General features: G+C 67.0%; 13 protein-coding genes. 3 read left to right on the top strand and 10 right to left on the bottom strand.

Annotated elements, in window-relative coordinates:
- Window positions 1-88: 88 nt before the first annotated feature.
- Window positions 89-652 carry a 1,2-dihydroxy-3-keto-5-methylthiopentene dioxygenase gene (locus BCL79_RS00440; protein ID WP_121036663.1) on the top strand — a complete coding sequence of 188 codons (564 nt, stop codon included), beginning with the start codon at window positions 89-91 and terminating at the stop codon, window positions 650-652.
- A gap of 3 nt (window positions 653-655) precedes the next feature.
- Window positions 656-1,354, top strand: coding sequence for an acireductone synthase (gene mtnC / locus BCL79_RS00435; protein WP_121036662.1), 699 nt, complete (start codon window positions 656-658; stop codon window positions 1,352-1,354).
- 71 nt (window positions 1,355-1,425) lie between these two features.
- Here mtnC and BCL79_RS00430 read toward each other — a convergent pair whose 3' ends face one another.
- The 6 genes from BCL79_RS00430 to BCL79_RS00405 form a co-directional block, all read right to left on the bottom strand.
- Window positions 1,426-4,068, bottom strand: a complete 2,643-nt coding sequence (locus BCL79_RS00430) for a beta-mannosidase (RefSeq protein ID WP_121036661.1) — start codon at window positions 4,066-4,068, stop codon at window positions 1,426-1,428.
- 87 nt (window positions 4,069-4,155) lie between these two features.
- Entirely contained in the window at window positions 4,156-5,349 is a 1,194-nt protein-coding gene (locus tag BCL79_RS00425; protein ID WP_121036660.1) for an AGE family epimerase/isomerase, read from the bottom strand.
- Window positions 5,346-6,341, bottom strand: a complete 996-nt coding sequence (locus BCL79_RS00420; RefSeq protein WP_121036659.1) for a carbohydrate kinase family protein — start codon at window positions 6,339-6,341, stop codon at window positions 5,346-5,348. Before BCL79_RS00420 ends, BCL79_RS00425 begins: the two co-directional genes overlap by 4 nt.
- Window positions 6,342-6,348: 7 nt before the next feature.
- Complete coding sequence (gene fucP, locus BCL79_RS00415) at window positions 6,349-7,659, bottom strand: L-fucose:H+ symporter permease (RefSeq protein ID WP_121036658.1); 1,311 nt, start codon at window positions 7,657-7,659, stop codon at window positions 6,349-6,351.
- Window positions 7,660-7,703: 44 nt separating this feature from the next.
- Window positions 7,704-8,747 carry a LacI family DNA-binding transcriptional regulator gene (locus BCL79_RS00410; protein WP_121036657.1) on the bottom strand — a complete coding sequence of 348 codons (1,044 nt, stop codon included), beginning with the start codon at window positions 8,745-8,747 and terminating at the stop codon, window positions 7,704-7,706.
- Window positions 8,748-8,865: 118 nt separating this feature from the next.
- Window positions 8,866-11,352: a GH92 family glycosyl hydrolase gene (locus BCL79_RS00405; RefSeq protein ID WP_121036656.1), complete on the bottom strand. Its 2,487-nt coding sequence runs from the start codon at window positions 11,350-11,352 to the stop codon at window positions 8,866-8,868.
- Between the two features lie 568 nt (window positions 11,353-11,920).
- On the opposite strand from BCL79_RS00405, the gene BCL79_RS00400 reads away from it, so the two are divergent.
- A complete protein-coding gene (locus BCL79_RS00400; RefSeq protein WP_121036655.1) occupies window positions 11,921-14,986 on the top strand; it encodes a TonB-dependent receptor in 3,066 nt (1,021 codons plus the stop codon).
- Window positions 14,987-15,106: 120 nt separating this feature from the next.
- Here the strand turns inward: BCL79_RS00400 and BCL79_RS00395 are convergent, their stop codons facing one another.
- The 4 genes from BCL79_RS00395 to BCL79_RS00380 form a co-directional block, all read right to left on the bottom strand.
- Window positions 15,107-15,856, bottom strand: coding sequence for a copper homeostasis protein CutC (locus BCL79_RS00395; protein WP_121036654.1), 750 nt, complete (start codon window positions 15,854-15,856; stop codon window positions 15,107-15,109).
- Window positions 15,853-16,851 (bottom strand): N(4)-(beta-N-acetylglucosaminyl)-L-asparaginase, encoded by a 999-nt coding sequence (locus BCL79_RS00390; RefSeq protein WP_121036653.1) that lies wholly within the window; start codon window positions 16,849-16,851, stop codon window positions 15,853-15,855. Before BCL79_RS00390 ends, BCL79_RS00395 begins: the two co-directional genes overlap by 4 nt.
- A gap of 33 nt (window positions 16,852-16,884) precedes the next feature.
- On the bottom strand, window positions 16,885-17,886 hold the full coding sequence (locus BCL79_RS00385; RefSeq protein ID WP_121036652.1) for a glucokinase: 1,002 nt from the start codon (window positions 17,884-17,886) through the stop codon (window positions 16,885-16,887).
- Window positions 17,887-18,031: 145 nt separating this feature from the next.
- Window positions 18,032-19,630 (bottom strand): calcineurin-like phosphoesterase C-terminal domain-containing protein, encoded by a 1,599-nt coding sequence (locus BCL79_RS00380; RefSeq protein WP_121036651.1) that lies wholly within the window; start codon window positions 19,628-19,630, stop codon window positions 18,032-18,034.
- Window positions 19,631-19,687 lie beyond the last annotated feature (57 nt).

Below are 19,687 nucleotides of genomic sequence, written 5' to 3'. Positions count from 1 at the left end.
ATTCCGCGCATCGGCATCAGTGCGTCGCCCCCACCCCGGCGCCGCACTGGTACCCTTTCCTTCCCCTCTTCGCCTCGATGCCGCCGCCATGAGCCGACTCCGTATCTTTGATGACACCGCCCCGGATGTCCCGCTGTTCGACAGCCGGGATGGCGAGGCGATCGCTGCCGAACTGAAGAAGATCGGCGTCACGTTCGAGCGCTGGCAGGCGGCCCACGAGGTCGCGCCGGGCGCCAGCCAGGACGAGGTCTTCGCCGCCTACAAGGTCGATATCGACCGTCTCGTCGCCACGCACGGTTTCAAGAGCGTGGACGTCGCCTCGATCGCGCCGGACAACCCGAACCGCGCCGAGCTGCGCAGGAAGTTCCTGGACGAGCACTTCCACAAGGAAGATGAAGTCCGCTTCTTCGTCGCCGGCTCCGGGCTGTTCACCCTGCACGTGGACGGCAAGGTCTACGAGATCGAGTGCGTCAAGAACGACCTGATCGCCGTGCCCGATGGCATCACCCATTGGTTCGATATGGGCGAGGAACCGAGTTTCGTGGCGATCCGCTTCTTCACCGAGCCGGATGGCTGGGTCGGCCATTTCACCGGCAGCGACATCGCCCAGACCTTCCCGCGTTACCACCCCGCACAGCACCAGGCCGACTGATCCATGCCGCAACCGACCGTCATCCTCACCGATATCGAGGGCACCACCAGCAGCATTTCGTTCGTCAAGAACGTGCTGTTCCCGTATGCGCGCAAGGCACTGCCGGCGTTCGTCGCCGCGCATGGCCAGGAGCCGCAGGTGCGCCGCTGGCTGGACGCGGTGGCGGTGGAGATCGGCGGTGCCTGCCAGGACAGCCTGATCGTGGAGACGCTGCAGGGCTGGATCGACCAGGACCGCAAGCACACCGCGCTCAAGGCTTTGCAGGGCATGATCTGGGAAAGCGGCTACCGCAACGGCGACTACAAGGCGCACTTCTATCCGGAAGTGGCCGCCGTACTGAAGGGCTGGCATGCGCAGGGCAAGCCGCTGTACGTGTATTCCTCCGGCTCGGTGCCGTCGCAGAAGCTGTTCTTCGGCTTCAGCGAAGCCGGTGACCTGACCGGGCTGGTGTCAGGCTGGTTCGACACCGAAGTGGGCGGCAAGCGTGAGGCCGACAGCTACCGTCACATCGTCGAGGCGATCGACGTACCGGCCGCGCAGATCCTGTTCCTGTCCGACGTGGTGGAAGAGCTGGATGCCGCGCGCGACGCCGGCCTGCAGACGCGCCTGATCGACCGCCTGGAAGATTACCCGCTGCCGCGCAGCGGTGAGGCCACCCACGGCCACGACCGCGTCGAGAACTTCCAGCAGATCACGCTGTAACGGGTGGATCCACGCCATGCGTGGATGCCTTCCGCGATTCCGGTACCACGCCAGCCACGCATGGCGTGGCCCTACCTCCGGATATCTGCCAAGGAGTGCAGGCGCAACGCGCCGCGCAGCGTGGCCAGATCCGCCTCAGCGCGCAGCCGGATCGTCACCGTTTCACCCGGCAACAGGTCGAGCGCATTGTTCTCCAGCGCGGCATCCAGCCCATCGAAGTCGATCCACAGCGCCCGCACCAGCGTCGGCGAGCGCAGCGTCAGCAGGTAGCCGTCGCCATCGGCGCGCAGCGCGCTGTCGATCTTCGCCGGTGACAGCGCCAACGCTTTGGCCGGGACGAAATACACCACCTGCTGCGACAACAGCGTGGCGCCGTCGAACAGCTCGACCACCGCCACGGTGCGGCCCGGATCGGCGCCCTTCAACAACACGGCATCGGCGAACTGCCCCACCTCCAGCGCGGACAGTGGTGGCACTGCCACGGTGTGCCGCTGCTCGCTGCGCTGGGTGCCGTCGAGATCGAGCACGCGCAGCCGCCATGTCGCCTGCAGGCCCTGCTGACGATCATTGAGCAGGCTCACCCGGGTCACGCCCTCGTCGCGCAACGCCGCCACCGCGTGGTCGGCGAAGAAACGTTTGGCGTGGAAGTGCAGCGCCTTCCAGCGGCCGGCGTAATCGATGCTGGACCACGACGCCCCCGGCCATACATCGTTGAGCTGCCAGTACAGCGAGCCCATCGTGTACGGCCGCGAGGCCCGGTGATGCAGGGCAGCGAGCTGGATGCCATCGGCCTGCATCACCTGGCTCAGGTAGACGAACGTGGGGAAGTCACGCGGCGTGCCGTACTCCTCCTCGATGTACTTGAGCAGGCGCTGGTTGCCCTCGCCCGCCATGAACTTCTGGTGCGCGCGCACCGTCGGGCTGTCCACCTGCTGCTCGGCGGCGGGAATGATGCCGTCCAGCGTGCGCAGCACCGGCCAGGCCTGCAGCCCGTATTCGGACATGAAGCGCGGCGTTTCACGCAGGTAGGCGGTCACCGGCAGCGCCGGGTTGCCCCACACCTGCCAGTAGTGCTTGTCGCCACGGGTGGAATCGTTGGCCTTCTCGTCCAGGTCGTTGCTCGGCGAACTCGACCAGTACGGCACGCCCAGCCCTTCCTCGGCCACCACCTGGCGCAGGTCGTTGCCGAACAACTCCACATAGCCCTGCCAGACCTTCGCGGCGAAGGCAGGATTGGCAGCGGTCAGGTCACGGCCGTGGCCCCAGTCCTTCCATGCGGTCTCTTCTTCGTTGTTGCCACACCACAGCACCACGCTGGGGTGATGCCGCAGGCGGCGCACATTGTCGCGCGCCTCGCCGACCACGTTCGCGCGGAACGCCGGATCGTAGCCGGGCTGCATGCCGCCACCGAACATGAAGTCCTGCCAGACCAGCAGCCCCAGCTCGTCGGCGATATCGAAGAACACATCGTCTTCGTAATAGCCACCGCCCCAGTTGCGCAGCATGTTCATGTTGGCATCGCGCGCCGCGGTCAGCTCGCGGCGGATCCGCGCCGCGTCCACACGCGCGGGGAACATGTCGAACGGAATCACGTTGGCGCCCTTGGCGAAGATAGGCACACCGTTGATCACGAACGCGAAGCCCTGTCCGCCGTTGCGGTCCACCTCGCGGCGCAGCTCGACGGTACGCAGGCCGGTGCGCTGCTCGATGTGCGTCGCCTCCGCCGTCTCAGGTGCCAGCGTGGCACGCACGGTATAGCGGGCCTGCTCGCCCTGCCCGGCCGGCCACCAGCGCCGCGGCTCCTGCAGCGCCACCGGCACCGCGACGCGGTTGTCACCGGCCTTCAGCATCGTCCTGCGGTCGATGCGCGCCACGCGCGTGCCGTCCGGATCCAGCACCTCGATCTGCACCGACGCGGAACCAACCACTGCGCTTTCCACCTCGACCGCGATCTCAAGCTCAGCCTGTGCGGCATCCAGCGCACGGGTCTGCACCGCCATCGCGGTCAAGCGCTGCGCGTCCCAGCTCTCCAGCGTCACCGGCCGCCAGATGCCCGCGGTCACGTAACGCGGGCCCCAGTCCCAACCGAAGTGGTAGCCCGGTTTGCGTACGAAATTGCCGACCATCGCGTCTTTGGGCTCATCGCCATACGGCGAGGGGTAGTTGCCGGCGATCTTGTGCGGCATCGCCTGCACGTCCGGCAGCAGGCTGCGGATCGGCGAATGCAGCACGATCCGGAGTTCATTGCCGCGAGGCCGCAGCCTGCCCTCCACCCGTGCACGCCAGGTGCGATGACTGTTGTTGGCCTGCAGCAACGGCTGGCCGTTGAGCGTGACCGTGGCGAACGTATCCAGGCCTTCGAACGCCAGCTCGGCGTGCGCGCGCGCCAAGGTCGTCGCATCCACATCGAATCGTGCGCGGTATTCCCAGTCGGCCAGGCCGATCCACTGCAGCCCGGCCTCCGGCGCACCCACGTAAGGATCGGGAATCCGCCCCCGCGCCAGCAGGTCGGTATGCACCGCACCCGGCACCTGTGCCGGGCGCCACTGCTGCAGGTCAGGGTGCGCGGCACCGCGCGCGTCACCGGGCAGCAGGCGGAATGACCACTCCGCCGCCAGCGGGGCGGCTGCCACGGGCAGTGCCCATGCTGCCAGCAGGACCAGCATCAGCCAGCTGGCCGGTGCAACGACATGGAGACGGCTGTGCGCGCGCATGGGGACCTGCCTGGCTGCGGGGGCAGCCGACCAACGGTCGGCTCTACCGGGATGTCGGGGAAGCCGACCGACGGTCGGCTACCGGATTCAACGGACCACGTTGAGCACTTCGTAGCACGCGCCCATGGTGTGGTAATCGGTCTTGCCGGCCGGGCTCTTCTCATCGCTGTACTTGCGGTTGTCCGCATCCAGGATGCGGTACCAGGCACCGTAGCGATGATCGATCATGTGCTGCCACGCGTAGCCCCACAGGGCGTCGTACCAGTCCCAGTACACGGCATCGCCGGTGCGCTTGGCCAGCAGCGCGGCGGTGGCCAGCGATTCGGCCTGTACCCAGAAATATTTGTCGTCATCGCAGACGCTGCCATCCGGCGCGAAGCCGTAATACAACCCACCACGCTCGGCGTCCCAACTGCGCGCCACCGCCACATCGAACAGATGCCGCGCGGTCGGCACCAGCCAGTCGGCGTGTACGTGGCGATCCAGGATCAGCAGCAGCTTGGCCCACTCGGTCTGATGCCCGGGTTGGAAACCCCACGGACGGAACAGGTGCTTGGGGTTGTCGCGGTTGTAGTCCCAGTCGATCTGCCACTGGGTATCGTAGTGCTCCCACACCAGGCCGTCGCCCTGCGCCGCCTGGCGGCGGGTCATGTGGTCGGCCAGCAGCAGCGCACGATCAAGGTAGCGCTGCTCGCCACTGGCCTCGAACGCGGCCAGCATCGCCTCGCACATGTGCATGTTGGCGTTCTGGCCGCGGTAGTCGGTGAAGTTCCAGTCGGCATCGGCTTCGTCCTTGTACAGGCCGAACGCCGGTTCCCAGAAGCGCGTTTCCAGCAGCTGCCAGGTCTCGTCCGTCCACGAACGCGCCTCGGCAATGCCGGCCTTCAGCGCGCAACTGTAGGCCAGCAGCACGAACGCCACGCCGTAGCAGTGGTTGGTCGCGTCTTCGACCACGCCGTCGCGCAGCGTCCACGCATAACCGCCGGTGGCCGGATTGCGATGCACCTCGCGCAGGTAGCGCACGCCGTGTTCGGCCGCCGCCAGATCCTCGGGCTTGCCGAATTCGCGGTAAGCCATCGCATGGTTGAACACGAACCGGGTGCTGCTGACCAGATGGCGGTGGCTGGCATCGTACACGCTGCCATCGTCACGGTAGTAGTGGAAGAAACCGCCCTTGGGGTCGATTTCATGCGGCTGGTAGAACGCCATCGTCTGCGCGATGTGGGCGCGCAGGAACGCGGGCGAGCGGAAGTCGGGGGTCGGCGGAACCGGCGTGGTCATGCGGCGTCATCCTGTTGTTGCTGCAGCAGTTGCTGGACTTCATGAAGGCTGGGCATCGCGGCGAAGGCGCCCTTGCGGGTCACGGCCAAAGCACCGACGGCCGCGCCGAACCGGATCGCCTCCACCAGCGCGGTGGGGTCCTGGCAGAACCCGGCAAAACCGGTGCCGTCGCCGCCGCGCTCGCCAATCCCGAACAGCAGGCCGCCGACAAAGGCATCGCCCGCCGCGGTGGAATCAACCGTGGTCACGCGGAAACCGGTCAACACGCCGTGGGTGTGGCGGGTATGCCAGCGGATCGGCGCGGCGCCGTCGGTGATCACCACCGCCTGCGCCTGCGCACCCAGCAGGCGCGCGATCACGGCGGCGTCGCCGCCCGGCACTGCGGCCGCCAGGTACTCCAGTTCTTCGCGCGAGAGCTTGACCAGATCGGCCAGCGACAGGGCTTCCCACAACCGCGGCAGAGGGTCGACAGCGGTCGGCCACAGCGCGGGGCGCAGGTTGAGGTCGAGGCTGACCATCGCACCGGCCTGGCGGGCGCGGCGCATGCCCTCCAGCGTGGCCTGCGCGATCTCGGCCTCGGTCAGGCTGTTGGAGCACACGTGGAAGCTGCGGGTGCCTTCAAAGCAGTTCGGGTGGAAGTGCACGCTGCGGAACAACAGATCGGCCGCCGGCGGGCGGTAGAAGCTGAAGCTGCGTTCGCCGCCGGCATCCAGTGCGACGAACGCCAGCGCGGTCTTGGCGGCGTCGGTGCGCACGATGCAGTCGGTCGCCACGCCGGCACTGGCCAGGCTCTCGGCGAGGAAGTCGCCGAACATGTCCTGGCCGAGCATGCCGGCAAAATGGGTGTCCGCACCGAGCCGCGCTGCGGCCACGGCGACGTTGGCCGGCGCACCGCCGGCATACTGCAGGAAGGCACGCGGGGTGTCCGGGGTGGCCGGCGGTTGGGCAAGTAGATCGATCAAAATCTCGCCGAAACAAACAATCTTGGACATCGTGGCCTCAAGCTCCCTGACGGAATCCGACGGCCGGGCGCGAACCGGACAGGCCGTAGAAGATGATGTAGCCGTAGCACAGCAGCGGCAGGATGAAGGACTCATGCAGCCCGATCTGGTCGGCCAGCAGGCCCTGCAGGTACGGCACCACCGCGCCGCCGACGATGGCCATGATCAACAGGCTGGAGGCCTTGTTGGTCAGCGTGCCCAGGCGTTCGATGCTCAGCGCGAAGATGGTCGGGAACATGATGGAATTGAACAGGCCCACCGCCACGATCGAATACAGCGCGACCTGCCCTTGGCTGAGCATGGTCAGGGCCAGCAGCGCCACGTTCATGCCCGCGAACAGGGTCAGCAGCACACGCGGCGAGAACCGGGTCATGATCGCCGAGCCGGCGAAACGACCGATCATCGCCAGCGTCCAGTAAGCCGAAACGTAATGGGTGGCTTCCTTCTCGGTGAAGCCGCCGATGTTGGGCAGCGACAGGTAGTTGACCAGGAAGCTGCCGATCGACACCTCCGCCCCCACGTAGAAGAAGATCGCCAGCACGCCGAACAGCACGTGGCGATGGCGCAGCGCATCCAGCAGGGTGTGCTTGCTGGTATCGGCCTGCTCGGTGGTCTCGTTCAGCGCGGGCAGACGGAACAGGTAGACGAACACGGCCAGCAGGAACAGCGCCACGGCCAGGCCGACGTACGGGCCCTGCACCGATTGCGCTTCCTGCACGCGGTAGGCGATCTGCTCGGCAGCCGGCAGCGCGCCGATCTCATCGGCACTCTTGACCGTGTTGCCCAGGATCAGCAGGCCACCGAAGATCGGTGCGATCGCGGTCCCCAGCGAGTTCAGCGCCTGGGCCAGGGTCAGCCGGCTGGAGGCCGTCTGTTCCGGACCGAGCAGCGCCACGTACGGGTTGGCCGCGACCTGCAGCACCGTGATGCCGGTGGCCAGCACGAACAGGGCGCCCAGGAAGGCTTCATACACGCGCAGTTCGGCGGCCGGCCAGAAGCCCAGCGCACCAACCGCGGCGATCGCCAGGCCAGCCACGATGCCCTTCTTGTACCCCAGATGCGCAACCAGCCGGCCGGCCGGGAGCGACATCAGGAAGTACGCACCGAAGAAGGTGAACTGCACCAGCATCGCGCGGGCGTAGTTCAGTTCGAACACCGCCTTCAGATGCGGGATCAGGATGTCGTTGAGGCAGGTGAGGAAGCCCCACATGAAGAAGATGGTGGTCGCCACGGCCAGCGCGACACGCGTGTTCACCACGGGCGCAGCGGAGGATGAGGATGGGAGGCGGGGCGTAGGAGAGATGGGCATTCAGGTACGCGCCTCAGTGCGCGAGCAGGTGATTGGGGAAACCATCAGACGGTCATCGCGCCACTGCTCTCGCGGACGCGGAGCTGGACCGGTGCAACGGTACGGGCCGGCGCCGCGTCGGGATGATCCAGACGCAGCAACAGCAGTTCAGCCGCCTGTCGCCCGCGCTCGCGCGGGTTGACGGTCAGCGTGGTCAGCGGCGGCGATGCCACCGAGGCCTCGGAAATATCATCGAAACCGGTCACCGCGAAGTCGCGGCCCGGCTGCACGCCGCGCGAGGCCAGGCCCAGCATCAGGCCCAGCGCGACGCTGTCGTTGTAGCAGACCGCTGCGGTCGGCACGGCATCCAGCGCGAACAGCTCGCCGGCGCGCGCAGCCGCATCCAGGCGGCTGGGCGAGGTTTCGATCAGCCACGCCGGCTGCACCGGCATGCCCGCCTCGACCAGCGCCTGCGCATACCCGGTACGACGCTGATGGCACGAACTGGAGACCGCGTGGCCGCCATAGAACGCGATGCGGCGGTGGCCCTGTTCGATCAGATGACGGGTGGCAAGGTAGGCACCCTGCTGGTTGTCCAGGGTCAGGAAGTCCCAGTCGGCCCCCGGCAGTTCGCGGTTGAACAGCAGCACGTTGGCATGGCCGAGCACCTGGCGCAGCTGCCCGGCATCGCTGCCTTCGGCCGGCGACAGGATCAACCCGGCGGGCATGTGCTCCATCAGCGTGGTCAGCACCGCCTGCTGCCGCTCCGGCGATTCGCCGGTGCTGCCAAGCAGGGTCACGAAGCCCTTGCCGCCGAGCGCTTCATCCACCCCGGAGGCGAATTCGGCGAAGAACGGGTTGGACAGGTCGTTGATGACCAGGGCCACGCTTGAGGACGTGCGGCGACGCAGATTGGCCGCGCCGCGGTTGTACACGTAGCGTTGGCGTCGCAGTTCGGCCTCCACCTTGGCACGGGTGTCGACGTTCACCAGCGGGCTGCCACGCAGCACCAGCGAGACGGTCGCGCGCGACACGCCGATCGCTTCGGCGATGTCGGTCACAGTGACCGCGCGCGTGCCTTTGCCGGCGGGGGTGGCCTTGTCTTTCATCGGGTCGTCGGGTTCCTCAAGCAAGGTGCAAGCCTAAACGATCGCATTGACCAGCGGTCCCTGCCCGCGCCAAGGGTCAACCCCGGTGGGCTGGCCACGGCGCGGACCAGCGTGTGGCTCATTCCAGTACCGCGCCGGGGGTGGCGCAGAAGGACGCCGGCAGCGCCTCGGCCTGGGTACCCCAGCCGTTCTCCTGCGCGGTGCTGCCCAGGGCGAAGGCGATGGTGCCACCGCGCTGCAGCTGCGCCCAGTCCAGCCACACCGGCGCATGCGCGCGGCCATCGACCTGCACGTTCTGGACATACTGCAACTGGCGGCCATCCGCGCCCGGCGCCTTCAGGGTGAGCGTCCTGCCCTGGCCCAGATCGATCTCGGCGCGGGCGAAGCGCGGCGTATGCAACAGGAACTCGCCGCTGCCCGGCACCGCCGGGTACAGGCCCAGCGCACTGAACAGGTACCAGGCCGACATCGTGCCCAGGTCATCGTTGCCGGTGACGCCGTTGGGCGCGTTGGTGAACAACTGCTGCGCGGCGCGCACCACGGTGGCGGTCTTCCACGGCTGCCCGATCAGCGTGTACATCCACGGCGCGTGCAGGTCCGGTTCGTTGTTGGGGTTGTAGCGGTACTGGTTGTAGTAGCTGTAGGGACCGACCACCCATTCCTTGCGGGCGGCGGTCAGCGGCGACTTCACCAGCGCGTCGTAAGCGAAGAAGGTATCCAAGCGCCGCGCGGCCTGCTCGCGGCCGTGCATGGCCTGGACCAGGCCCGGCACGTCCTGCTGCGCCAGCCACTGGTATTGCCACGCGGTGCCTTCATGGAAGCCATGGTGCGAGCGCGGGCTGTACGCGCCATCGGCCGGCAGGTACCACGCGCCATCTTCCATGCGCGGCCGCGGAAAGCCGTTGAAATCGCCCTCTTCATCGCGCACCGACGGGTCCCACACCTTGTGCCAGTTGCGGCCACGATCGCGCAGCACGCCGGCATCGGCGGCATGGCCGAGGCCATCGGCCATCTGCGCCAGGGCGCAGTCGGCCAGCGCGTACTCCAGCGTCGCCGAACCCCCGTGGTGCGGATCCACGTCCATGCCCTTGGAGGGGAAGGCGCGGTCGTACTGCACATAGCCATTGGCCAGGTAGCTCGGGTTGCCCGAACGGCCCGCATGACGCGAGTTCATCGGCGGCACCTCGAACGCATTCTTGCGCAGCGCGGTGTAGGCCTCGCTTTCGCGGCCGGCCAGCGCGCCGAAGCGCCACAGGTCCACCAGGAACGGCGTGACCGGGTCACCCGTCATCACGTTGGTTTCGAAGTTGGCGTAGCCCCAACGCGGCAGCCAACCGCCCTGCGCTTCAATCGCCAGCAGGGTGCGGCCGATATCGCGCGCGACCTCCGGCTTGGTCAACGCCAGCCACTGGTTCTGTGCGCGGTAGGTATCCCACAGCGAGAAGTACTCGTAGTAGGTCCAGCCATCGGCGCGATGGATGTTGTCGTCGTAGCCACGGTAACGGCCGTCGGCATCGCTGCCGGTCATCGGCTGCAGCAACGCGTGGTACAGCGCGGTGTACAGCACGGTGCGGTCGTCGCTGCTGCCGCCCTGGACACGCACGGCCGCCAATTCCTTGCGCCACTGCTGCTGGGCCATCTGGCGCATCTGATCGAAGCCGAGCAGGCGACCGCCCTGCATGCCATCGCTGCGCAGATTGGCGCGCGCCCCTTCGGCATCCACGTGCGAGATCGCGCTGACCGCGGTCACCGCACGGCCCTTGGCCAGATCGAAGCTCAGCCAGGCGCCGCTGGGCTTGAGCTCGCCTTCCATGCCATGGCGTGCGCCCGGCAGGCCGCCGCCCTCGCCCCAGGTACCGAACGCCTTGAACGGGCGGTCGAACTCGATGCGGAACCAGGTGGTGTACTGATGCCCGCCACAGAAGCTCTTGGTGACCAGCTTGCCTTCCACCGCGCGGTCGCCGACAACATCAACCACGCTGCCGATCACCGAATGGCGCTCGTTGGCCTGGCCGAGGTTGACCAGCACGTGGCCGGTGCCCGCATCGGCGGCGAAGGTGTAACGCTCGGCCGCGGCACGCGTGCGTGCGGTAGCCTCCGCGTCGATGCCGCCGTAGTTGGTCAGGCGCACCTTGTAGTAGCCCGCCTGCCCGATTTCACCCTCGTGGGTGTAGCTGGAGGCGTAGCGCTTGTGGTCGAAGCTCTTGGCGTCGTCGGTATTGAAGTCACCGCCCGGGCCGATGCTGCCGGTCACCGGCAGGACCGAGACCTGGCCGCCCTGCTCCCAGCAGCCGGCGCCGGACAGGAAGGAATGACCGAAGCCACGGATCTTGGGATCGTCGTAGCGCCAGCCAGCATAGTGCTCACCGATCGGGCTGACCTGGATCAGGCCGAACGGCGCCGAGGCACCCGGGAACGTATTGCCATCGTCCTTGCTGCCGATGAAGGTGTTGACCTCGCGCTCCAGCGCCGCAGGCGCGGCCTGAAGCAACAGCGGCGCGCAGCTCAGGGCCAGCAGGCAGACCAGACCCGCCAGCGGGCGGCGGCGGGCCGGGACGGCACCGGCGGCGGGAACAACGGAAGGACGGTGAGAAAAACGGGTCACGGACACGGACTCCTTGGCGGACGTGGCGGCAGCGCGAACCAGTGGCGGCGGGCGCCGCTGGTTCCCTGGACTGGGCGACCCAATCCACACCCCGGTGAATTTAGATCGATTTAAGTAAAGCACGGGAATTTCGGGGGATGCATTCTGCGCTGCAACATCGGCGGCACCCTGGGGGCCAGCAGCAGCGTGTCCGGTTGCGCACTCGGCTGCACCGCCCACGCGTGGGCAAGCGGATCGGCACCCATCGGCCCGCCGACAGGGCTGGGGCGGCCAACCCAGCGCCGCCGCGGCCTCGGCCCGGCACAAGCGAAAGCACCGCCGGGATCCATATTGCGGAGCAGCATGCGTCCCCCGCGCGGTCGTGCTAAAAATCCCCCGCCAATCGTTTAGATCGATCCAACTTAAAACGGTCACGATTGCCGGAAGTGGGGAGCCGGGGGACTGCCCCACGCGATGCATGCGGGACGCGCCAGGCAACTCGACGCTCGAGAAAGTCGGCTTCAAACATTAGATCGATTCAAAGAATTCGTATCGCCACCGTTTCAATCCAGGAGAGGGAGAGAGTGGAATGAAGATGTCACGCATGCACCGCCGCGTTGCGTTGTCCGCGGCCATTGCCAGCGCGCTGGCCACGGCCATCGTGCCGGCCAGCGCCTTCGCGCAACAAGCAACCCCGGCCACCGGCACCCCCGATGCGACCACGCTCGACAGCGTGACCGTCACCGGCTATCGCTACGCCATCGAAAAGAGCCTGCAGCAGAAGCGCGATGCCAACGCCGTGGTCGAAGTGATCACCGCCGAAGACGTGGGCAAGTTCCCCGACAAGAACGTGGCCGACGCGCTGCAGCGCGTGCCCGGCGTGGTGATCACGCGCAGTGGCGGCGAAGGCAAGAGCGTCAGCGTGCGCGGCCTCGCGCCGGACCTGACCCTCACCCAGTTGAACGGCAACTACGTCGCCACCTCGGAAACCAACAACGAGGCGTCGCGTTCGTTCAACTACACGCTGCTGCCGTCGAACATGCTGTCCAGCGCGGAGCTGTTCAAATCCCCGGAAGCGCGCATCGACGAAGGCGGCATCGGTGGCACCGTGATCCTGCATACCCGCCGCCCGCTCGATATGGAAGCCAACTCCGGTTACGTCAACCTGGAAGGCACCTCATCGGACACCAGCCACGACATCGATCCGCAGGCCTCGGCGCTGTATTCCTGGCACAGCAAGGACGAACGCTTCGGCGTGCTGGTGGGCGTGACGCAGCAGAAGCGCACCAGCCGCACCATGGAAGCCAGCACCGAGGACTACCAGTGGTATGGCGCAGGTGAAGCGCGTGATGCCAACGGCAATGCGCTGCCGCAGGATGGTATCCACTACTGGTGGGGGCAGTCCGGCTTCAACAACCAGACCGGCGGCAACTACAGCGACTTCTTCATGCCGACCTCGGTCAACTTCGCGGTGAAGGAAGAAAAACGCGAGCGCAAGGGCGGCCAGCTGACCTTCCAGTTCAAGCCGCTCGACAACCTGACCCTGACCGCCAACTACTTCCGCTTCGAGCTGCAGGGCGATTACACCCAGAACATGCTCAAGGTGCCGGAGTGGAGCATGGCCCGCTTCAATGGTGACGGTAACTGGGCCGGCGGCCGGCTGCTCAACGGGCTCGATTTCGATCCCAGCGGCAGCATCGTGACCGGCGCACAGTTCGAGAAGCTGCCAGGCAAGGCCTACATCTGCAGCGAAGAGCAGGCCGCGGCGGCCGGCCTTGCGCCGGGCGGCTGGGGGCCGGACGACTGCACCCTGCCCACCCCGCAGCTGACCGGTGGCTACAGCAAGGAAAAGGCGCTTTCGCAGACCGCCGACCTGTCGGTCGAATGGGACATCAGCCCGCTGTGGAAGGCGTCCTTCACCGGTGGCCGTACCTGGTCCGAAGGTGGTCCGTCGATGAACTTCCGGATGTCGGCCAAGCCGCGCCGCAAGGTCGGCCCGGACTATCTGTCGGGTAACCAGTACACCGCATGGGATCTGACCGGCACGCCGTCGGTGCAGTTCTCCCCGGACCTGCAGCAGCAGCTGATGGCCGGCATTGCCGAAGTCGACACCGGCTCGACCGACTCGTCGTGGATGCAGACCGAGGTTGAACAGAACTACTTCCAGGCCGATTTCACCAAACTGTTCGAGACCGGCTGGCTGGATTCCATCCAGTTCGGCACCAAGTACCGTGACGGCAAGGTCCACCGCAACACCGGCAACACCTACTGGGTGTGCCAGGGCCTGGATCCGGCCGACTACGACAACAACCGTTACCAGGCCGGCTGCGATTCCACCGCCGGTGATGCCCAGCCGGGCTTCTTCCTGTCCAACCCGATCAGCAACATCGCCGGCGGCTTCAACGCCAACGTGTTCCCGGGCATCAACTACCCGGCCTACATCAATTACCTCAACCAGACCTACGGCGGCTCGCACAACCGCACCGAAGAAGACTTCGTCTACGACGTCAACGAGAAGATCTACTCCGGGTACTTCCAGGCCAACTTCCGTACCGAGCGCCTGCGCGGCAATGTCGGTGTGCGCGTGGTGCGTACCGAGCAGTTCGCCCAGTCGAGCGATTCGGTCGAGCGCTTCAACGATTACTTCGTCGATAACGCCAACGGGTCGCCGATGAGCTGCGATGACCCGGCCGCGGATCCGACCCTGCGCTGCCAGGGTGGCTTCGTGCGCCTGCCGGACAACCAGGTGCGCGACAAGGTCTACACCCTCAGCTCGCTGGACAAGACCTATACCGACTTCCTGCCGAGCTTCAACATCGCCTGGGACATCAACGACAGCCTGGTGCTGCGCGGCGCAGCCTCGAAGGTCATCGCGCGGCCGGGCTATACCAGCATCGCCTACCCGGGCGGCCTGAACTACATCAGCGAGGAGTACAGCAACGACCGCCGTGTGGCCGGTGGTACTGACACCCCGGGCTGGTACGGCTCGGGCAGCAACAAGAACCTGGAACCGTTCAAGGCCGTCCAGTTCGACCTCGGCCTGGAGTGGTACTTCAAGCCCGGCTCTGCCGCGGGCGTGGCGCTGTTCCGCAAGAACGTGGACAACTTCACCGTGCCGGTGGTGCGCGACCAGCAGATGACGGTCGGCGGGCAGTCGGTCACCGTGCAGAAGTACCGCACCGAAGCCAACGGCCGTGACGGCGTCTCGCAGGGCGTTGAAGTGTACGGCCAGTACACCTTCGACATGGGTTTCGGCGTCCAGGCCAACTACACCTACAACGACACCAACCTCGCCTCGATCGTGCTGGATGGGGAAGAAATCGGTGCCTCGCCGCTGGTGGGCAGCGCCAAGAACCAGGCCAACGTCACGATCTTCTACGAGAACGACACGATCCTGGCCCGCGCCTCGTACAACCGCCGTGGCGAAGTGGTGGGCGGCCTGAACAACGGCATGACCACCTACACCAAGCCGTACGACCAGCTCGACCTCAACGTGGCCTACAACATCACCCCGGACTGGACGGTCACCGCCTCGGTACTGAACGCCACCAAGTCCGAGCTGCAGAGCTACATCGGCGATGACAGCCAGGCCCGCCTGCTGTCCAACATCTATGCCGGCCGCCAGCTGTACTTCGGCGTGAACTGGAAGTTCTAAGCCTCACCCGCCCCCGCCTTCGGGCGGGGCAACGGTCCTCCACGGCAGCTGCGCTTGTACAGGCGGCTGCCGTTTTTCTAATGGGGACGGAGGTAGTTAATTGCGGCCGGGCGTCGCGGATTAACTACCTCCGTCCCTATTATCAAGAGCCGCGCACAGTGCTCTGACGTGCGCTGTGTCGGTCACGTTCCAGTCCGGTGACAACCCGGTCAACGCGGGATTGTGGTGACGCATTGCCGACGGCTGCGTCGTCTTCGCTGAGGCGTGCAGTTCAACGCACCCACTGCGTTGGGCTACCTCCACGGCGTTGGCCGCAGTGATTCCCGCACCGGCCATGAGTGAGATGCGGTCGCCGGCCTGCGCCACCAGGGCGGCCAGCACATCGGCACCGGCCAGTGCACTGGCCTGTCCGCCCGAACTCAGGATGCGTTGGCAGCCCAGCGTCACGATCTGCTCCAGCGCCGCCGGCAGATCACGCGCCGCATCGAAGGCGCGGTGGAACGTGATGCCGAGTGGACCTGCCGCGGACACCAGTTCACGGCACAACGCCATGTCGATGCCACCGTCGGCATCCAGCGCGCCGATCACCACGCCCTCGCAGCCGAGTGCACGGCAGTACGCGATATCGCGCAGCATGATCTCGGCCTCCAGCGCGGTGTAGAGGAAATCGCCAGGCCGCGGCCGGATCAGCACGAACAGCGGAATCTGCAGGCGATCACGGGCGACCGCGATGCTGCCCTGCGACGGGGTGGTGCCGCCCTCGGCGAGGTTGTCGAACAGTTCGATCCGATCCGCGCCACCCTGCTGGGCGGCCAACGCAGAGGCCACCGAATTGGACGCGATCTCCAGCACCCGGCACGGCGCGCTCACGTCTGCTCGCTCGTGTACACCGAGGCGGAATCACGCAGATCGTCCTGCCGGTCCTTGTCGCAGACCGCGTAGACAAAGCCGCGGTGCAGCGCATAGGCGCCGACCTCACCGTGCTTGTTCAACGCGAGGAAGCACACCTGCAGGGTCTTGCTTGCCTCAGGGCGCTTGCGCACTACCCGGGCGATCGCCTCGCGGCAGGCCTCGGCCGGCGAGCGGCCCTGGCGCATCAGCTCGACCACCAGGAATGAGGCGGCATTGCGGATCATTTCCTCACCGACACCCGAGGCGGTGGCGGCGCCGACCTCGTTGTCTACGTACAGGCCCGCGCCGATGATCGGGCTGTCGCCGACGCGGCCGTGCATCTTCCAGGCCATGCCACTGGTGGTGCAGGCACCGGCCAGATGCCCCTGGGCATCGATGGCGAGCATGCCCAGCGTGTCGTGGTTGCTGCTGTCGCCGGGGCGGCTGCGGCGCTCGGCATTGATCTCGGGCGTGTACTGCGCAGTCTTGAGCCACTCGCGCCAGGCCTTCTCGGCTTCCGGGGTAAGCAGCTTCCTGCGTTCAAAGCCCTGCTGCACCGCGAACTGCTGCGCGCCCTCGCCCACCAGCATCACGTGCGGCGTCTGTTCCATCACCCGCCGTGCCACCGAGACGGGGTGCGCGATATCACTCAGCGCCGCCACCGAACCACAGCGGCCATCGCCGTCCATGATGCTGGCATCCAGGCTCAGCACGCCGTCACGGTCCGGATTGCCGCAGCGCCCGACCGTGGGATTACACAGATCGCTCTCGGCCCAGCGCGCGCCGGCCTCGACCGCATCGAGCGCGGAGCCGCCGCTCGCCAGCATTTTCCAGGCCACCTGGTTGGCTCCCACACCGAAATCCCAGGTGGACACGACGCGCGCGCCGGAGGCAGTACGTGCCTGCAACGTCGGCAGCGCGAGGGCGCCAGCGGCCAAGGCACTGGCCTGGAGAAATCGCCTGCGGTCAGTCATGGGTAGGTCTCCAGCGAACGGAAAATGAGGGAATTACACGACGATACAGCGATGCTCCGCATGCCAGACCGCCGCGCCAAGCACGCCGAGCTCGCCGTGGTCCACCCGCCAGATCGGCACCTGGCGCAGCACATCGTGCATCACGCCCTTGGCCAGGAAGCGCGCGCGGAAACCGCCATCGCGCAGGAAGCGGTCCACCCGGGTGGAGATGCCACCGGCCAGGTAGACCGAGCGCGCACCGAAGGTCGTGGCCAGGTCGCCGGCCAGACTGCCGAGCCAGGCGCAGAACACCTCCAGCGTCTCGACCGCCACCGCATCCACGCCCTCATGGGCGGCCGCGATCAGGGCTTCGGTGCTCGTCCAGTGCGGCGTGACGCCACGGATATCGCACAGGCAGGGATACAGGTTCATCAAGCCGCCACCTGACAGGACGCGCTCGTTGTCCACGTGCTCCCAGCGCTGCAGCAGGCGCGAGAGCACCTCCAGTTCCAGCGGATTGCAGGCGTTCAACGCGGCGTGGCCGGCCTCGCTGGCCAGCACCGGACGCTGGCCGCCCTCGAAGCGCAGCGCTGCGCCCAGGCCGGTGCCCGGGCCCAGCACCAGCGCCGGCCAGCGCGGTCCCGGCTCGGGATCGCCATTGAGGGCCACCATCGTCTCCGGCGCCACGTGCGGAATCGCATAGGCCACCGCTTCGAAATCGTTGATCAGCGCCAGCGACGCCAGCCCGGAATCGTGACGGGTCCGGGCGACCGAGACCGGCCACGGCAGATTGGTGTTGACCAGGTGATCACCGTCCAGCAAGCCAGCGATCGCGACCACGGCACTGTCCGGCGCTGCCGGCAGCGTGGCGATGAAAGCGGCCAGGATCGCGGCCAGACTGGGGTGCTCGGCGCAGGCATAACGCTGCAGGCCGCTCAGCTGTGGCGCAGCACCCGCCCGCACAGTGGCCAGCGCGACGCGGGCGAACGTGCCGCCCACATCGGCCACGATCAGCGTGTCAGGGGGGGAATCCCGGTGGGCCGCGGTCCGCGCCACATCAGGTTGAGCCGGAACCGGTACCGCTGCGCTCACTCGCTTGCCTTGGTTGAATCGATTGAATCCCGGCGATTCTCAGGCATCGCCGGGGGAATGCAAAGCCGCCTGCGCCATACAGCGCCGTACTGAACCCACGGCGCCGTGATCAGGGCTTGGCGGTCTGCAGGCGGTAGCTGGTGCTGGCCGTGGCCGTCGGGCCATCGCCCTGCACGGCACGCACTTCCACCTTGTGCTCGCCCACGGCCAGGTGGGTCGGCAGCGCGCCGCGCCACAGGTGCGGTGACGGCGTGGCTTCCGGCGAGCGGTCGAAGCCACGCAGGCGCTCGGCGGTGTCATCGGCGACGTTCTCCTGCAGCAGGCGCGGATCGGGCTGCTCGACGCGCTTCATTGGCTGCCAGGCGCCATCGTCCACGCGGTACTCCACCAACGAATCGGCCTGGCCCATGAACACGTTGGCGTATACGCCCCAGGCCGGATACGCGCCCTGGCGAAGCACCTTCGGCGCATGCAGGGCGATCTGGTAATCATCCGGCGCACGCGCCACGTAATAGCGCAGGCCGTAGTCGCCACCGGGCTTGACCGACAGCACCGCATAGCCGTTCGGGGTGCCATCGCTCATGGTCGCATCGGGGATGCCGTTGCTGTCCTTCACGCCCGACCAGAATGCCCCGCAGGCCGCGCCCACGTTGTACTCGTGCAGCGGCTTGCTGCCCTGCCAGCCTTCGGCCGCACCGTGGTAGTAGTGCTGCTGGGTGTGACTGTGGCCGCTGAGCACCAGTACGTTCGGGAAATCCTTGAGCAGCGCGAACAGACGCGTGCGGTCGGCATGGCGGAACGTCTCCCGGCCGGGCGCGGCATCGAACAGCGGGATGTGCATGCCGAGCACGATCAGCCGATCACGCGGCAGCCCCTTGAGATAATTGCCGAGGAAGGTGAACTGGTCCGCGCGCAGGCCACCCACGTAGCTCGGTTTGGCCTTGGGGTCGTAGACCACGTCATCGAGGAACACGAAACTCGCGCCGCCCTCTTCCACCGCATAGGTATCCGGGCCGTACACGGCGCGCCAGCTGTCCAGCGAGTGCGCATCGTTGCCGGCGTCCATGTCCAGGTCGTGGTTGCCCGGCACGTGGAACCACGGCACCTGCAGCTGCGCGGTGACCTTGTTGATGTCCGGGTACAGGCTCAGGTCGTCGTTGACGATGTCGCCCAGGGTGGTGCCCAGCCGCGCCGGGTGCTTGCCGATGATCGGCTCGACGATGGCGCGCTGGTAGTAGCCGATGTCCTGGCGACTGGCGGTCTGCGAATCGGTGAACACCAGCATCTCGAAACCGTTGCGTGCCGCATCGGTGCCCTTGGCCGGTTCCAGCGCGAAATCCCAGTTGCGGGTGGCGCCGCCGGTGGCGCGGATGCCGTCGTACTTCAGCTTTGGCGACCCCTGGGGCGCGTAGTGTCGCCAGTAGGAAGGCAGCCCATTGGCCGCTGCCGGGAAGCGGTACTCGTCCGGCTTGATCACGAAGATGGTCTGGCCCTCGCGCACCGGCAGGCTGTAGCTGCCATCGGCGGCGGTGCGCACGATCGTTTCGCCGTTGGAGACCTGTACCCCGGCCAGGCCGGGATCGGTCGGGCCGCGCCCGGGCTTGCCGTCGCGCTCCTGATACACCTTGCCGGTGACGGTCGTTTCAGCAGCCCAGGCAGGCGAAGTCATCAACAGCAGGCAAGCCAGCCAGGCGGCAGTACGGGTCATCGGGGGCGGTCCGGTCGGGGGTGGAGAATTGTAGAGCGGCACATCATCGCCTGCACC

This window comes from Stenotrophomonas rhizophila (assembly GCF_003651185.1).
GTDB lineage: Bacteria > Pseudomonadota > Gammaproteobacteria > Xanthomonadales > Xanthomonadaceae > Stenotrophomonas > Stenotrophomonas maltophilia_Z.
This window is presented reverse-complemented; position numbering and strand designations above follow the sequence as displayed.

Excerpts from the sequence above, each read along its gene's own strand:
- mtnC (WP_121036662.1), top strand. The coding sequence starts at position 656 with ATGCCGCAACCGACCGTCATCCTCACCGATATCGAGGGCACCACCAGC.
- BCL79_RS00410 (WP_121036657.1), bottom strand. The coding sequence starts at position 8,747 with ATGAAAGACAAGGCCACCCCCGCCGGCAAAGGCACGCGCGCGGTCACT.
- BCL79_RS00380 (WP_121036651.1), bottom strand. The coding sequence starts at position 19,630 with ATGACCCGTACTGCCGCCTGGCTGGCTTGCCTGCTGTTGATGACTTCG.
- fucP (WP_121036658.1), bottom strand. The coding sequence starts at position 7,659 with ATGCCCATCTCTCCTACGCCCCGCCTCCCATCCTCATCCTCCGCTGCG.
- BCL79_RS00430 (WP_121036661.1), bottom strand. The coding sequence starts at position 4,068 with ATGCGCGCGCACAGCCGTCTCCATGTCGTTGCACCGGCCAGCTGGCTG.
- BCL79_RS00420 (WP_121036659.1), bottom strand. The coding sequence starts at position 6,341 with ATGTCCAAGATTGTTTGTTTCGGCGAGATTTTGATCGATCTACTTGCC.
- BCL79_RS00440 (WP_121036663.1), top strand. The coding sequence starts at position 89 with ATGAGCCGACTCCGTATCTTTGATGACACCGCCCCGGATGTCCCGCTG.
- BCL79_RS00390 (WP_121036653.1), bottom strand. The coding sequence starts at position 16,851 with ATGACTGACCGCAGGCGATTTCTCCAGGCCAGTGCCTTGGCCGCTGGC.
- BCL79_RS00425 (WP_121036660.1), bottom strand. The coding sequence starts at position 5,349 with ATGACCACGCCGGTTCCGCCGACCCCCGACTTCCGCTCGCCCGCGTTC.
- BCL79_RS00400 (WP_121036655.1), top strand. The coding sequence starts at position 11,921 with ATGAAGATGTCACGCATGCACCGCCGCGTTGCGTTGTCCGCGGCCATT.